The organism is Spiroplasma endosymbiont of Glossina fuscipes fuscipes, from assembly GCF_049669535.1.
Lineage (GTDB): Bacteria > Bacillota_I > Bacilli_A > Mycoplasmatales > Mycoplasmataceae > Spiroplasma.
Genome location: NZ_CP187162.1, coordinates 550,740 through 565,542, shown reverse-complemented (window position 1 = coordinate 565,542; position 14,803 = coordinate 550,740). Strand labels below are relative to the sequence as shown.

Annotated in this window: 15 protein-coding genes; 3 read left to right on the top strand and 12 right to left on the bottom strand. The window is 21.8% G+C overall.

Translation table 4 applies throughout. The features are described from left to right. The 3 genes from ACOBWH_RS03260 to thyA are packed head-to-tail and all read right to left on the bottom strand — an operon-like array spanning window position 1 to window position 2,145. Window positions 1-792: a lysophospholipid acyltransferase family protein gene (locus tag ACOBWH_RS03260; protein WP_070406616.1), complete on the bottom strand. Its 792-nt coding sequence runs from the start codon at window positions 790-792 to the stop codon at window positions 1-3. 1 nt (window position 793) lies between these two features. Beyond that, window positions 794-1,276: a dihydrofolate reductase gene (locus tag ACOBWH_RS03255; protein ID WP_424527076.1), complete on the bottom strand. Its 483-nt coding sequence runs from the start codon at window positions 1,274-1,276 to the stop codon at window positions 794-796. After that, window positions 1,276-2,145, bottom strand: a complete 870-nt coding sequence (gene thyA, locus ACOBWH_RS03250) for a thymidylate synthase (RefSeq protein ID WP_424527074.1) — start codon at window positions 2,143-2,145, stop codon at window positions 1,276-1,278. Before thyA ends, ACOBWH_RS03255 begins: the two co-directional genes overlap by 1 nt. Before the next feature lie 141 nt (window positions 2,146-2,286). On the opposite strand from thyA, the gene ACOBWH_RS03245 reads away from it, so the two are divergent. The 3 genes from ACOBWH_RS03245 to ACOBWH_RS03235 all read left to right on the top strand — a co-directional run bounded on the left by ACOBWH_RS03245 (window position 2,287) and on the right by ACOBWH_RS03235 (window position 3,358). Next, on the top strand, window positions 2,287-2,622 hold the full coding sequence (locus ACOBWH_RS03245; protein WP_070406613.1) for a hypothetical protein: 336 nt from the start codon (window positions 2,287-2,289) through the stop codon (window positions 2,620-2,622). A gap of 140 nt (window positions 2,623-2,762) precedes the next feature. Then, on the top strand, window positions 2,763-3,038 hold the full coding sequence (locus ACOBWH_RS03240; protein ID WP_424526188.1) for a transposase: 276 nt from the start codon (window positions 2,763-2,765) through the stop codon (window positions 3,036-3,038). Beyond that, on the top strand, window positions 2,981-3,358 hold the full coding sequence (locus tag ACOBWH_RS03235) for an IS3 family transposase (protein ID WP_424527393.1): 378 nt from the start codon (window positions 2,981-2,983) through the stop codon (window positions 3,356-3,358). Before ACOBWH_RS03240 ends, ACOBWH_RS03235 begins: the two co-directional genes overlap by 58 nt. Window positions 3,359-3,540: 182 nt before the next feature. Here ACOBWH_RS03235 and ACOBWH_RS03230 read toward each other — a convergent pair whose 3' ends face one another. The 9 genes from ACOBWH_RS03230 to ACOBWH_RS03190 all read right to left on the bottom strand — a co-directional run bounded on the left by ACOBWH_RS03230 (window position 3,541) and on the right by ACOBWH_RS03190 (window position 14,791). Beyond that, window positions 3,541-4,359 (bottom strand): Mbov_0401 family ICE element transposase-like protein, encoded by an 819-nt coding sequence (locus ACOBWH_RS03230; protein WP_424527072.1) that lies wholly within the window; start codon window positions 4,357-4,359, stop codon window positions 3,541-3,543. A gap of 8 nt (window positions 4,360-4,367) precedes the next feature. After that, window positions 4,368-4,907: a UPF0236 family transposase-like protein gene (locus ACOBWH_RS03225; protein WP_424527070.1), complete on the bottom strand. Its 540-nt coding sequence runs from the start codon at window positions 4,905-4,907 to the stop codon at window positions 4,368-4,370. Window positions 4,908-5,115: 208 nt separating this feature from the next. Then, on the bottom strand, window positions 5,116-6,303 hold the full coding sequence (locus tag ACOBWH_RS03220; protein ID WP_424527068.1) for a restriction endonuclease subunit S: 1,188 nt from the start codon (window positions 6,301-6,303) through the stop codon (window positions 5,116-5,118). Beyond that, window positions 6,296-7,849 carry a type I restriction-modification system subunit M gene (locus ACOBWH_RS03215; RefSeq protein WP_424527066.1) on the bottom strand — a complete coding sequence of 518 codons (1,554 nt, stop codon included), beginning with the start codon at window positions 7,847-7,849 and terminating at the stop codon, window positions 6,296-6,298. Before ACOBWH_RS03215 ends, ACOBWH_RS03220 begins: the two co-directional genes overlap by 8 nt. A gap of 10 nt (window positions 7,850-7,859) precedes the next feature. Continuing rightward, the gene (locus ACOBWH_RS03210) at window positions 7,860-10,649 is read right to left on the bottom strand and encodes a type I restriction endonuclease subunit R (protein WP_424527064.1); all 2,790 of its coding nucleotides are present in this window, start codon (window positions 10,647-10,649) and stop codon (window positions 7,860-7,862) included. Window positions 10,650-11,007: 358 nt separating this feature from the next. Next, window positions 11,008-13,086 (bottom strand): VirD4-like conjugal transfer protein, CD1115 family, encoded by a 2,079-nt coding sequence (locus tag ACOBWH_RS03205; protein ID WP_424527062.1) that lies wholly within the window; start codon window positions 13,084-13,086, stop codon window positions 11,008-11,010. Window positions 13,087-13,090: 4 nt separating this feature from the next. Further along, entirely contained in the window at window positions 13,091-13,903 is an 813-nt protein-coding gene (locus ACOBWH_RS03200; RefSeq protein WP_424527060.1) for a plasmid recombination protein, read from the bottom strand. A 12-nt stretch (window positions 13,904-13,915) separates the two neighbouring features. Continuing rightward, window positions 13,916-14,272 carry a hypothetical protein gene (locus tag ACOBWH_RS03195; RefSeq protein WP_424527058.1) on the bottom strand — a complete coding sequence of 119 codons (357 nt, stop codon included), beginning with the start codon at window positions 14,270-14,272 and terminating at the stop codon, window positions 13,916-13,918. A gap of 129 nt (window positions 14,273-14,401) precedes the next feature. Beyond that, window positions 14,402-14,791 carry a hypothetical protein gene (locus tag ACOBWH_RS03190; RefSeq protein ID WP_424527056.1) on the bottom strand — a complete coding sequence of 130 codons (390 nt, stop codon included), beginning with the start codon at window positions 14,789-14,791 and terminating at the stop codon, window positions 14,402-14,404. Between the last annotated feature and the right edge of the window lie 12 nt (window positions 14,792-14,803).

Below are 14,803 nucleotides of genomic sequence, written 5' to 3'. Positions count from 1 at the left end.
TTACGTGTTTTTTTTCTTTAATGAAGCTTTATATTCTAAATAAGCTTTTTTGTGATCAACATCACGGTATTGTTCAATCCCCTTTTGAATAATTTGTTTTACATTATTCGCAATTAACTCTGTTGGCTTTGTCATAAAAGTATCTGGTTTGATTGGTTTATGGAAAACAATATGAACATATTTTTTCCCCTTCTTTTTATATTCCTTGTTAAAAATTGGATGAGAATTAATTATTGAAACCGGAATAATTGGTGCATGTGCTTTCTGAGCAATCTTAAAACTACCCGCATGAAATTCTCCCATTTCTTGATTACGACTACGAGTTCCTTCTGGAAAAACAACCATTGTTCTTGGTACACGAATTAAATCATTAGCTTCTTTCATTAACTCTAAAGCTTGCCGTGGATTATCGCGGTCTAAAAATAAAACATCAATTAATGTTAAAAAGTTTTTAAATGTCTTATCATTTGCTAATTCTTTTTTGGCAATAAAAGCACATGGTGCTGTTTTATTAAAATCATTTAAAACAAATAATAAGGCTGGATCAACATTTGATTGATGATTAGCCACCATTAAACAACCTTTATCAATTCAATTGTCACGATCATGAACAATTATTTTAACATCGTATACTCATAACATATAACGTGCTCGTTTTTGCAACCAATGGTAACGATATTCTTCAGAAATAATATTTGGATCTCGTTTAATTTTTTTACTAATGCTTTTTGCTTTCGTAATTGTTCGTAAAAATCGTGGTCATGTAAGAATAATTTTTCAAATATTTAACATACTAATTTTGTTCCTTTCTCTTATAATATTTTATTACAAATTGCTCTAATTCAGTGGTTTTAGTTAAGATAAATTGTGTTAAATCAAATGCTGGAAAATAAGTATCCCCCTCATATTTTCCTTTGATATAACTAATAATTAATTCATCAGCATATGGTAATGTTGCTTCATAAATTTTTTTTCCTCCACAAATATAAATATCATCTGTTAAATTCTGTTGATAAGTGTTAATAATATCATTCAAGTTTGTTACTACTTTAACATCAAGATGATTAATAATATAATCTTTTTTCGTTGTTAAAACTAATATTTTTCGATTTGGGAGTGGCCCACCAATTCCTTCATAAGTTAAACGACCAAATAATATTGTTTGTCCAACTGTTGTTCTTTTAAAATGTTGTAACTCCTCTTTTAAATGTCACGGTAAATGATTATTTTTCCCAATTAAATTATTCTCATCCATTGCTCATAATAACTTAATCATTAGACAGCAACAACTCCTTTAATTAATGAGGCTGGGTCATAATTTTCAAGGGTAATATCCTCATAAACAAAATCAAATAAAGAATTAATTGTTGGATTTAATTTTAAAGTTGGTAATTTGCGTGGTGTTCTTGTTAACTGTTCATTAACTTGTGTAAAATGGTTTTTATAAATATGGCAATCTCCTAATGTGTAAACAAAATCACCAACTTCTAATCCTGAAACTTGCGCAATTAAATGAGTTAACAACGAATAACTTGCAATATTAAAAGGAACACCTAAAAAAACATCAGCACTACGTTGATACAATTGACAACTTAATTTATTATCTTTTGAAACATAAAATTGCATTAAAGTATGACATGGCGGCAACGCCATTTTTTCAATTTCAGCTGGATTCCAAGCACTAACAATATGGCGACGTGAATATGGATTAGTTTTTAAATTATCTAACAAAATTGCTAACTGATCAACACCATTAAAATTTCGTCATTGTTTCCCATATACAGGTCCCAAATTACCAAAAGCAGTGGCAAAAGTAGCATCAGTTTTAATTTTCTCCACAAATTCATTTAATGATTCATTTTGATATTGTGACGATGCTTTATATTTCTCGTACGGCCATTCATTTCAAATTCGAACATTATTATCCACTAAATATTTAATATTAGTATCACCTTTAATGAATCATAATAATTCATAAACAACTGATTTAAAATGAATCTTTTTCGTTGTTAATAACGGAAAACCTTCTTGTAAATTAAAACGCATTTGATAACCAAAATAAGAAATTGTACCAGTATTTGTTCGATCATCTTTTTCTTGACCGTGTTCTAAAATAAACCGCGTCATCTTAAGATATTGTTCCATTAATTTTCACCCTGTTTTCTATTTTTCCATACTTAAATCTTACCTTATTTCAAAATAAAATCATTGAAAAAAATAAAAAAAATATTAACAATATTATTTTTTGTGTTATCATATGAGTAATTATTTAAGAGGTGAATAGCAATGAATAAATTTTTAAAACATATTATTAAAAAAATTAAGTTTTCATTAAGTTTATTTATTCCTGGAACCTTTAATCCTTTACGTAGTAAATATGAAAATGAGACAGAATTTGATTATGCCTATATTTTAACTAATTCAATTCACCAAGAAAATGTTATTAGTGAAACAGAAGTTGCTTTAATCAACGAAGAAAATAATTGCCAATATAATAAACAAATTATTCGAAAAATTAATTGTTTTTCAAAACCAAATCAAAATGTTGTCTTAGTGTTATTAGGTTTTGTTGTTTGATTTTTTAAAGTTAAAAAGAATACTTGACCACCACAAGTATTATAAAATAATACAAGCAAAATAAATTAACGACCTAAAATATATAACAAAATAATTTTTTCAAATATTGGATGGGTTAAGATAAATTGGACAACAATAATGTAGAGTAAAAGATTATAATTAAGTTACAATGGAGGTGTAATTATATGGCAAAGAATCATTATACCGATGAATTTAAACAACAAATTGTTGGTCTTTATAAATCAGGCAAAACATCTGGTCAATTATCTAATGACTATCAAATTGGTAAATCCACTGTTTGAAAATGAGTGCATGAATTTAACAATTCAGGATCATTTAAAGCTAAAGACAATCGCTCTGTTGAAGAAAATGAACTTATTCAGTTGCGAAAAGAAAACAAACAATTACGAATGGAAAATGATATTTTAAAGCAAGCAGCACTGATAATCGGCAAAAAATAGTAATTATAAAAAATAACAAAGAAAAGTATAAAATTACTAATTTATGTAAAACACTAAAAGTTGCTAGATCAATATTTTATTATCAATTAAAATCAAATAAACTTAGTCAAGCCCAACATATTGATAATACTATTATCAGTATTTTCTTAAAAAGTAGAAAAAACTATGGTACAAGAAAAATTAAAGTTATGTTAGCACAACAAAATATTATATTGTCACGAATAAAAATTAGTCAAATAATGCAAAAATATAATTTAATTTCAAATTATACAAAAATTAAATATAAACATCATAATAACAAAAGAGAGGGAGTAAAATAAACGTTTGGTGATATCTTATTCTAATAAATATTTATCTACTAAAATAAAATTCCTAAGAAAAAGATAAATTTATCTTTTTTAATTAATTTAATTATAACATAAAAGTAATAATTTACAATACAAAAAAAAATCACAAATTATTTAATAAATTTATTTTAAATTATTGATTTTTACTTTAAATTTTAGACAAAACATTGTGCATGGTGAGCAACATTTTTATTTATTAAAAATTGCTGTTTATCTTTATTTTTAAAATAATAATTATATTCTTTTTCATTTTTTTTGTTTAATTTATTAAGATAAAACTCAATTAAATTAACACCATTTTCTTTTGCCATTTTCAATGCAATCATATTTTTAAAAACTTTTTCACTGTATGATTTAGCACCATATCCTTTTAATCATTTGACATTATGTGAAATTTGTGGTTCAGTACAAGACCCCATATATCAATCCTCTTTATAAACTTTAATACCCTCAGAATTATTTTTGATATATTTAATGAAATCTTTGATTTTATCTTTTTTATCTTTTAAGAATGGATATTCTTTAATATTTTTTCTTGTAATTAATTTTTTTAAATATTTTATTGCTTCATCAGGATCGCCATTTTTAAATAATTTATTCATATCTCAATAAATTTGTTTTCTTATTTTTTCATTATCGGTTAAATTTTTAGTAAGTTTTCTTCTTCGATAAGGAAATATTGTTTTTAATTCTTTCATTAAATGAAATTGATCTAAAATAAAAATTGCACCAATTTCGTTAGCAAATTTTTGGATTCATTTTGCTCCATCACCTGCTAGCGTTAACTTACAATTTTCAATATTAAAATTTTGATTTAAAAAATATAAAAATTCTTTTTTATATTTTTTAATAAGATAGTATTTATTTTTTACTGATTTCATAACAATAAAAATTCTTTTATCTTTTAGAACATTTTTACTTTTAGTGCTTTTTATTTCATCATACCCAGTATGAAAATATGCTGTTCTAAACATATTTTTTTCTATTTTGTTAAATTACTAAATGAATCATCAACCCCAGCATACAAATATGGTGTTTGGACAATTATTTTTTCTGTTTCTGTTTTTAATTGTTCTTTAAATAATTTATCAAAATCAATTTCCTTATTAATGTTTGTGATTGTCATCTTAGATATATTTAATTTTTGGTACATATCCATAATATCTCTTTGTCTTTTAGCACTATCCATTAATTTTCAAATTGCTATTTTAATAAAAATACTAATTCTACTTCGTTTTTTTCTTCCGACTTTCTTATCAAATAAGAAAACAAATTCATATTTATTAGTATCTTTATTAAAAAAACGAAATAATGTTCTAAAAAAGGTAATATCACCATACTCTGTTTTTTCTGTAAAAGGTCTTTTACCCCACATAATATATCCATTTTGGCCATTACAATTTTGTTTTCTTAATTCTTGATCAGTTCTTTCTCATTCTTCTAATATTAATTTTTTTCCTATTTCATTAACATCAGTATTTACTTTTTCTCTAAAATTAATAGTATTGAAAATATTTAACATATAATTATATTCCTTTTAAATCATCATTGCATGATAGTAAAATTTTATAATGATTCAAAATGAATGTCAGCAATAATCTCATTTAATTTTGTAGAAAATAATTGATGGTATTAATACTTTTACCATTATCAAAATATAAACACTTACAAAAATCAAAAAATTATGTAAAAGTTTTATTTTTATATAAAAATCAGATAAAAACCATAAATTAAATAAACATATTATTTAAGTAATATTGTTTTTGTTTTTCTAATAAATTTAATTGTTCCTTAATTAATTCAATTTTTCTATCAATAATAGTAAAAAAATGTGCAATCTTAGTTTGTTCATTAATATTATTTGTCAAAGAAATAAAAACATTTTTTAACATTAAAAAATGCCTTTTATATCCACTTTGTGAAACATTATTTAATAATACTGAATAATAAATAAATTTTAATTTAAAATTTCTAAAACTATTACTTAATTCTAAAAGTTTTATACCATCATCTGCAACAAAAAAATACTTATCAAGATATTTTAAAATAGTTGTATGATCACCAAAAAGAATAATTGGTAATTGTTCCACTAAATTTCCTTTTTTAATATATGAATCAATAAAATCTTTTTTTTGCGATATTAAAGGTAATTTTGTATTTGATTCAAAATTTTTTTTAATTTTTAAAGATTTTATTGTTGTTAATACTTCTTGAACTTGTTTTAAAACTCATTCATCATTAAAACCTTTAAATCTAATTTTTGGATAACTTTTTTCATTTACAAACATATTATTTAAGTAATATTGCTTTTGTTTTTCTAATAAACTTAATTGTTCTTTAATTAATTCAATTTTCCTATCAATAATAGTAAAAAAATCAGCAATTTTATTTTGTTGGATAATATTAGGAATTTTAACTTGCAAATTTAATAATAATTTTTTTGATAAATTATATCTAGTAAAACCATTAGCCATTTTAATAATTTTTTCCCTATATTGAATTGATAAAAGTAAAAAAAGTAAAAAAATTGAATTTATGGCTTTTATATTAATTATTCTAAAACCAGAACAAAAACTATTTAAGTAAACATTGTCAATATCTGAATTAAAAATAGAACAAAGTCCTACTTCATTATAAGTTTCTGAAGTCATCGTAAATAAAATATCACCTTTAATTAAACGATTTTGTTTTTCATTGTTATTAATATTTACATATTTTAAAGAATCAATTTTTATAAAGCTATTATTATAAATATTTGTATATGTAACATAGTAAAAATTAGAATTATTTATTTCAAAATCTGCTTTTGTTTTCTTATAAAGCCCACGAAAAAAAAATCCAATATCATTAAGCTTATATTTTTTTCATTCATCATTAAATCCTTTAAATCTAATTTTTGGCACCAAAGATTTATTCATTATTAATCACCAAATCTTTTAACATTAAATTAAATTCTTCATCTAATTTTTGAATTTCTTTTTCATTATTAATTAAGTTATCTTGTAATGCTTTAATATTAATAATTTCTTTTTCTTCTGTATTATCAATATAACGAGCAATATTTAAGTTATAATCATTTTCTTTAATTATTTCTATATCAACTAAATTAGAAAATTTATCAATAGTTTTTCTTTTATTAAAAATATTAATAATTTTAATAATATTTTCGTCGGTTAAAGTATTTTTATTTCCTTGCTTTTGAAATTCTTTCGAAGCATCAATAAACAAAATTGAATTATCAATTTTACATTTTTTCATCACAATAATACAAGTGGGGATTGATGTACCATAAAACATATTAACTGGTAAACTAATAATAGTATCAATTCAATTTTTTTCAATCATATATTTTCTAATAATTAATTCAGCATTACCCCTAAATAAAATTCCATGAGGAATAACAACAGCCATTACGCCATTATCAGATAATTTATAAATCATATTTTGAATAAAAGCAAAATCAGCTTTTGTTTTTGGTGCTAATTTTCCATAAGCACTAAATCTTTCATCACTTAAAAATTTTTGATTTGCCGATCAATGAGAACTATATGGCGGATTTGCAACAATTATTTCAAATTCTTGTCCTTTAAAACCATCATCTTCTAATGTGTCACCATTATAAATATCAAATTTATTATACTTTAAACCATGCAACATCATATTCATTCTTGCAATATTATATGAATTGGTTTTTAATTCTTGACCATATAAATGACCAATTTTTAATTCTTTATATACTCTTAATAATAATGAACCTGAACCACATGTTGGATCATAAACAGTTTTAATTTCCGTTTTTCCTTGACTAACTAATTTAGCTAATAATTTAGAAACAGGTTGTGGTGTATAAAATTCACCTGCTGCTTTTACTGATTCAGAAGCAAATTTACTAATTAAATATTCATAGGCATCACCTAAAATATCAATTTCTGATTCATTAATTTCAAAATTAATTTCATTAATTTTTAACATTACTTTAGCAATTATTTTACTTTTCTCTGCTTCTGTTTTTCCCAATTTACTAGAATCTAAATCAACAGAATCAAATAAATTTTCAAATTCTTTTTCTGATGAATAACCAACTGTTGATTCAATTAATTTTTTAAACGCTTTTCTTAATAAGAAAATATCAAATTTTCCAATATTAATTTTATTAATTATTTCTTGTCATAAATATTCCGGTTCAATATAATATCCAGCACTATCATTATCATATAAAACTTCTAAAAAATCATTACGATATTTTTCGTCAGTTAAAGCAGTTTGATAATCAATCCCTTCTATTTTTAAATCTTTTTCTATTATAGATTGTACATTATCTGATAAATAACGATAAAATATTAATCCTAATATATATTCTTTATATTCGGATGGCTCCATTGTCCCTCGTAGAGTATTAGAAATATCTCATAATTTAGAAAATAATTGTTGTTGTTGTACATTTTGTTTTTCATGTGTTGTCATAATATTTTTCCTAACTTTCAAACTCATTAATTAAATTAATTATATTTAATTCTAATTCTTTTTTTACTTCATTTTTTGCTTTTATTTTAGAGATATTTTTATTAATAGCTATTTTTTCAGTATATTGTTGATTAATTTTTTCTCTAATTAAATTAGAAGGCAATTGATTAGTAAAACGATATTCACTAATAATTTCATTAATATCTAATTTATCTATATTATATTTTTTACTAATTTTAATTATTTGTTGTTCATATTTTTTATCACAAAATTGTTCATATAATACTTCTAAATCTGCAGTATTTTTAAGAGTAGGAATAACTCTTTCAATAAATGAATTTATTAATTCTGATTTATATTTTAATACTGGATCAGTTGATTCTAATAATCCTTTTTTTATTTCTTTAATTTGTTTTTCTTTTCTTTTAATATTGTTTAAATCTATTTTTTTTAATAATTCTAAAATATAATGAACATTAATTTTATTACTATAAATTAATTCTAGTTCAAAATCAACATCTGCTAATACAGATAATTTTTCTTTTTTAATTTTTTCATCACTAAATGACAAATAACGAGATTTAAATTCATTATATTCATTTTCACTAAAATTATATTTACTTTGATTAATATCAAATTCAATAAATGTTTCTAATTTTAATAATATTTTTACTATTTCTTTAAATAAAAAAATAAATTCTTTAATTTTAACTTCGTCACCATCATTTCCTACATCATAAGCACAATTATAATCTTTTTTTAATTTATTCACTAACTTAATAAATTCTAGTTCATAATAATCAAATGGTTTCATTAATATTTGATCAGTAGTTGTACTATTAGAAAACAATAAAATTGCTTCATCAACAGTTTTTTTAGTAGTTTGATAACAAACAATATTACCAAATGGTTTAGTAATATTTATAATTCTGTTTGTTCGTGAAAATGCTTGGATTAATTTATGATATTTTAATAATTTATCTAAATATAATGCACTAGTTATGGGTGAATCAAAACCTGTTAAAAACATATCAACAACAATTAATAAATCAATTTCTTTGTTTTTAACTTTCTTTTGTAAATCAATAAAATATTCATTAAATCTGTTTATATTAAAATTAGTATCAAAGTTTATATTATAATCTTTAATTATTTTTTCTAATTCTATTTTAAAAGAAAAATCTTTATTATTTAAATCTTCATTTGCTTCAAATGTAAAAATTGAAGCAATTTTTAAATTATGTTTTAAATTTTTAAATGTTTTATAATATTTAATTGCCATATTAATATTTTTAACAGCAAATATAGCATTATATTTCTTTCCGTATGTTTTTTTTGAAAATGTTTCGATTATATTTTTTGAAATAGAGTTAATTCTGGAATCAACTATTAATAATTCATCATTATTAATATCTTCAATCAATTCATCATTAGTGTCTTTTTTATTTCTAATTGATTCCATATAGTCAACATTAAAACCTAAAACATTGCCATCTGCTATTGCATTATTAAGTAAATATTTATGGATACATTTATGAAATATATCTGCTGTTGTTCTTCCATCTTCTGATTTATTTTGTTCAAATCGTGGTGTGCCAGTAAATCCAAAATATTGTGCATGTTCGAAAATTTTTTTAATGCTAACATACATTTTTCCAAATTGACTTCTATGACATTCATCAATAATAAAAATCACTTTCTTATTCTTAAATTTAGCCATTATTGATTTATATTTTTCATTTTTACAAGCATTAGCCATTTTTTGAATTGTAGTTAATATTATTTTTTTAGTGGAATCTTGAATATTTTTAATTAAATTATAAGTACTTTCAGTATAATCAACACTATCTTTTTCATATTTATTGAACTCTTCAATGGTTTGAAAATCCAAATCTTTTCTATCAACTAAAAAAAATATTTTTTCTTTTTCTGGCATATATTTTAAAATTTGACTTAATTTAAAAGAAGTTAAAGTTTTTCCAGATCCAGTTGTATGTCAAACATAGGCATTATTATTAGTTTCACTTGCTATTTTAATAAGTTTTTCAACTGCATAAATTTGATAAGGTCTCATTATCATTAATTTTTTTTTACTTTCATTAATAATCATATATCTTGCAATCATTTTACTAACATGACATTTATTTAAAAAATTTTTAGTAAAATCAAATAAATTAGTTATTCTATTATTTAATTCATCAGTTCAATAAAAAGAATTTTCAAATAAAATATTACCATCATTATTTGAAAAATATTTAGTATCTATAAGATTAGAAATTATAAAAAACTGAATAAATTTTAATAATCCTTTATGAGATTCTTTTTTATATCTATTAATTTGATTTAAAGCTTCTTTAAAATTTATTCCTGGTTTTTTTAACTCAATTTGTATTAAAGGTAAACCATTAATTAAAATTGTTATATCATATCTATTTTGAAAAATACTTTTTATTGTTAATTGATTAGTAAATTGAAAAATATTATCACATCATTTATCTTTATTAAATAATTCTAAATCTACTTTTTTAAAATCATCACGCTCAATTGTAATTTTCTGTCTTAATATTTTTGCAGAATTAAAAATACTTTTACCCATAATTTTAAATAATAATTTTTCAAATTCTTTATCAGTTAATGGTTTATTATTTAATTCATTTTTATTATGATTAAAAATTTGATTTCTAAAATTAGTTTTAATATCTTCTTCATTATTTAATTTTATATATTCATAACCTTCAATTTTTAAGTTATTAATAAACTTTTTTTCTAATTCAGATTCACTAATATATTTATTTTCCATTTTTACTCCTTCGTAATAATTTTAATTATATAATAAAAAACCAAATTTTTATTAAAAGTAATAATACTTTAATTTTATTATATTAAAATTGTTAAAGAAAGATATAGAAATAAGCATTTATACTTTTCTTTTTTCTTTTATTTTTCACTAGTTATTTGTTAAATAACTTTATTGTTTTTTATCATTTAGGTAGAGTTTCCCTTAGGTATGGTTTAGTTAATCACTTGCGACTACGCTTCTGCCCCATGTAGTACTAATTTAATTAGTTGATTAACCTTACAGATATCCTTCCACTTCGTTTATTTTTAAGTGTTCCAGCTTGACCACTTTGTGAAATCTTACTATTTATAAAAAATAATTATTCCTTTTCAGAATAATTATTGGTTTCTTGTCTTTTGATTAATTCTATTTCAAGGTTTTTGATTTTTTGTAAAAGTAAATTTATCATTGTTTTATTTTGAATAGATTTGTAATTTGTATTTTCATACTCTCTTAATTGCATTTTTAAATTATTAATATTTGTCTTAATTTCTGTTGTTGTTAAATTAACAAATTCATTAATTTCATTTTCTTTTATTTCTTTTTTGTTATTTTTAATATCATAAAAATATTCTTTATTAAAATTTATATAATTAATTTCTTTTAATTGAAATATGTTTGTTTTTTCTACTAACTTTAAATCTTTTCATAGTTTTAAAGTTATTTTCATTGGGTTATAGCGTGCTATTTTAACAATTCCTTGCCCTTGTTTTAAATTTGCTAACTCACTAGTTAACATTAAGGGGTGACTTTTTAAATTTTTTGAAACACTAATATTGCTTTTATTTTCATTAATACTAATTTGTTCGATTGTTTTTGTTCCAAATAATTCACTATAATATTTTATTGTTTCTAAATCATTGGTATGTAAGAAAATATGCATTCCACAGTTATTTAAAATAATTTTTGCTATTGTATCACCATAATTTAATTTTAATTGATTGATATCTTGTAAAATAAATTGAAAAAATATGTTTCTGCTGCGCGAAATACTAACTCATTTTTCAATGTTGTTTATTTTTGTTAAATTAGCAAATTCATCTAAAATAAAATATACTGGTTTTTCTAGTTTTTGTTCGATTATTTCACTTGCTTTATTTGTTAAAAATTGATAAATTTGACTAATTAATATTGCTATTAATTTATAGTAATTATCATTTTCGTCACTAAATATAATGTATAAAACTGTTGGATATTCGATAAAATCATTGTAATTAATATCATTTTGGGATGTTAAATTACGAATAAAATCATTGTTAAATATTTCTAAACTTTTTGCAACAGTCATTAAAATAGCATCTAGTGTTCGATTTTCTTTACTATCAACTAAAACTTGGCTTGCGGTTATTTTGGCAATGCTGGTATTTTTTCGATTATTAAGTCATTCAACTAGAACTTTTTTAATACTAGCAATGGCAGCAACAGAAGCCATATTAAATTTGTTGAAAAATAATTCTTTTTTTAAAATTTCTTCTATTTCTGTTGTTAAATTATTTTTGCATATTTTATCTTCATAATCTTCTAATATTGCCAAAATAATTCCTTGAATAATCATACTTGATGAATTATTTCAAAATTCATCTTCAATATTTTTGTCAATTAACATATGACTAAGTGATCTAATTTTATCTTGATATTTTATTTTTCATCTCATTTTTTCTTTTTTGTTATTTGTCATTATCATTTTAATAAAGTCGTCATAAATTAGTTTTAGCGGATTTCAAGTATTTCCTTTCTCTAAATTACGAAAATCAATAACTTTTATTTTATAACTATTTTCTGCTAAAAACCCACTAGTTAAATTATATAATTCTCCCTTGGGGCCGGTTATGATCATAGTTGGTTTAGCAGTTGATTTTCCATTTAAATAAATTGTTGGCAATACTATGCCTTGTGTTTTTCCGCTTGCTGTTGAGCCAACAATAACACTATGAATATTGTTTTTTAAATTAAACAATAAATCTTTTTTGTTTTTATTACAATTAAAAACAAAGCCTGTATTTTTATAATTATCTTTGATATTTACTTTTTCACTAATATCATTAATTTCTTTTATACTTAATCATTTACTATCCCCAAAATCTATTTTATCGGTTGTTTTAATTGCAGTTTCTTTACTCTTCACTTTACTAAATAAAACAAAATAAAAAAACCAGCAATAAAACGCTAAACTTAATCCAACTGTTATTAATAATCCGTATTTACTTTTAATTATATAATTTCATCATGATAATATTTGAAATTGCTTAATTTCATTGATAAATATTGTAATTTCTTTTCAATTAATAAAAATTGAATAAACTATTCCAAATAATGTTAAACAAAAAATAAAAATGATTGGAACAAAACATAAACCAATCAATAAAATTATTTTTTTCTTTTTAATTTTATTTCACATATTTTTATAACTCTCTTTCTAGACTGCTCACTAAATCATATCCTTTTTGCATAATCGGATTGATTTTAAAAACCATTTCATTAAATTCTTGTTCAATTAAACTCATATTTTTAAAATCTGATTCTTTTGCACTAGGAATGGTCGTGATAATTTTGTAATATTTCATTTTTTCTGCTAAATTTAAATATTTAGTTAATTGGTTTATTTCATAATCTGTAAAATTATTTTCATATTTTAAATATTGTTTAATTTCATAAATTAAACCATCATAATCATCACTAATAATTTTAATTTTGCTAAATTCTTTAATATTGTCTTTGCTAGACTTGTATTCATCAAATAGATTATTAATTTCATTTTCTAATTTATTTCGTTCAAATTCTTTAACTTCTCGAAAATTCATTGCATTATAACTACCTTTACCACCAATTTCACCAGGTTTTATTTCATAACCTGCTTTTGTTAAATAATTAGCATGATAATTATTAAATTTTTGTAGTTGTTTTTTACCACCAAAAATCCTATTATTACTAATTATGTATCTTTCTTCATTGAGTTTTTTTGAAAAAACTTTACTAATTGGAATAAAACCAAAATGAATATGGGGTGTTGTCTCGTCCATGTGAACTGTTGAATACAAATACCCCATATCTGTTTTAAGATTATTTTTCATTCATTGTTTCATAAAATTTATTTCAATATTAACTCATTCATTTAATTTATAATAATTTATACTTTCAGGAATTAATTGTCCCATTTTACGCGTATCTGTTTTTTTGTCCCATACTTGAATATCTGTAAATTGACATATTCCCATTTTTTCAAATCATTATTGTCTTGTTGCTGGCAAAACAATTTCTATATAAGTATTATGTTTATTACAAAACTCTTTAAAAGTTGATTTTTGTGCTTCACTATATTTTTGTTGTTGTTTATTTCAATCTTCTTCTATATTTTTTAATAATTCAAATCTTTTATTATTTGTTAACTCAAAACCTTTGTCATTGCTTATTTTTGCTTTTGTATCACCAACATAATAAAAATTATATTTTGTAAACTCAGGATTAACATTTTCAGGTATTCCAATTCTAAAATTATGTCTTATTAGTTTATTGACACTTTTACTACTATATTTTTTAAAAGTTGCAATTGGTGGTGATGACCTAAATTTATTTTCTTTTTTCATCTTTTATCCTCCTTTTTTGGAAATTTTTACCCTTTAAAATTTATTAAATTTAGAAAGCCAAAATGCTTGCTCATCATACATTTTGACTTTGCCAAAATATTTCAAAAATTTTATTTTTATTTTGTCTAATTAATCATCTTTTTTTGGAAATTTATTACCATTAAAATATTTTAAATTTTCTTGGTATATTTGTTTTAGTTCTGCTTTTTTAATTAAAACTTGCTTATCCATTTCTAATAAAAAAGGGCGCAGTTTTTCTCAATTAACCTCACCCTCAATTTTTCCATCTTTATTTTTAATATAAAAGTTTTGATTTTTAAAAATTGTAATAAAACAATAATCTTTGTTATATTGTAATTTAAAATATTTGCTATTTATATTAATACTTGCATAAGGATACAATAAACTTTTTATCCTTAACTCAATTCATTTATTACCTTTAATATCATAATAAGGTTTTGTTAAAATTAAATTATTTGCCATAACTTGATAACTTATATATTTTTCTGTTTCTTTCATTTTGATAGTTCC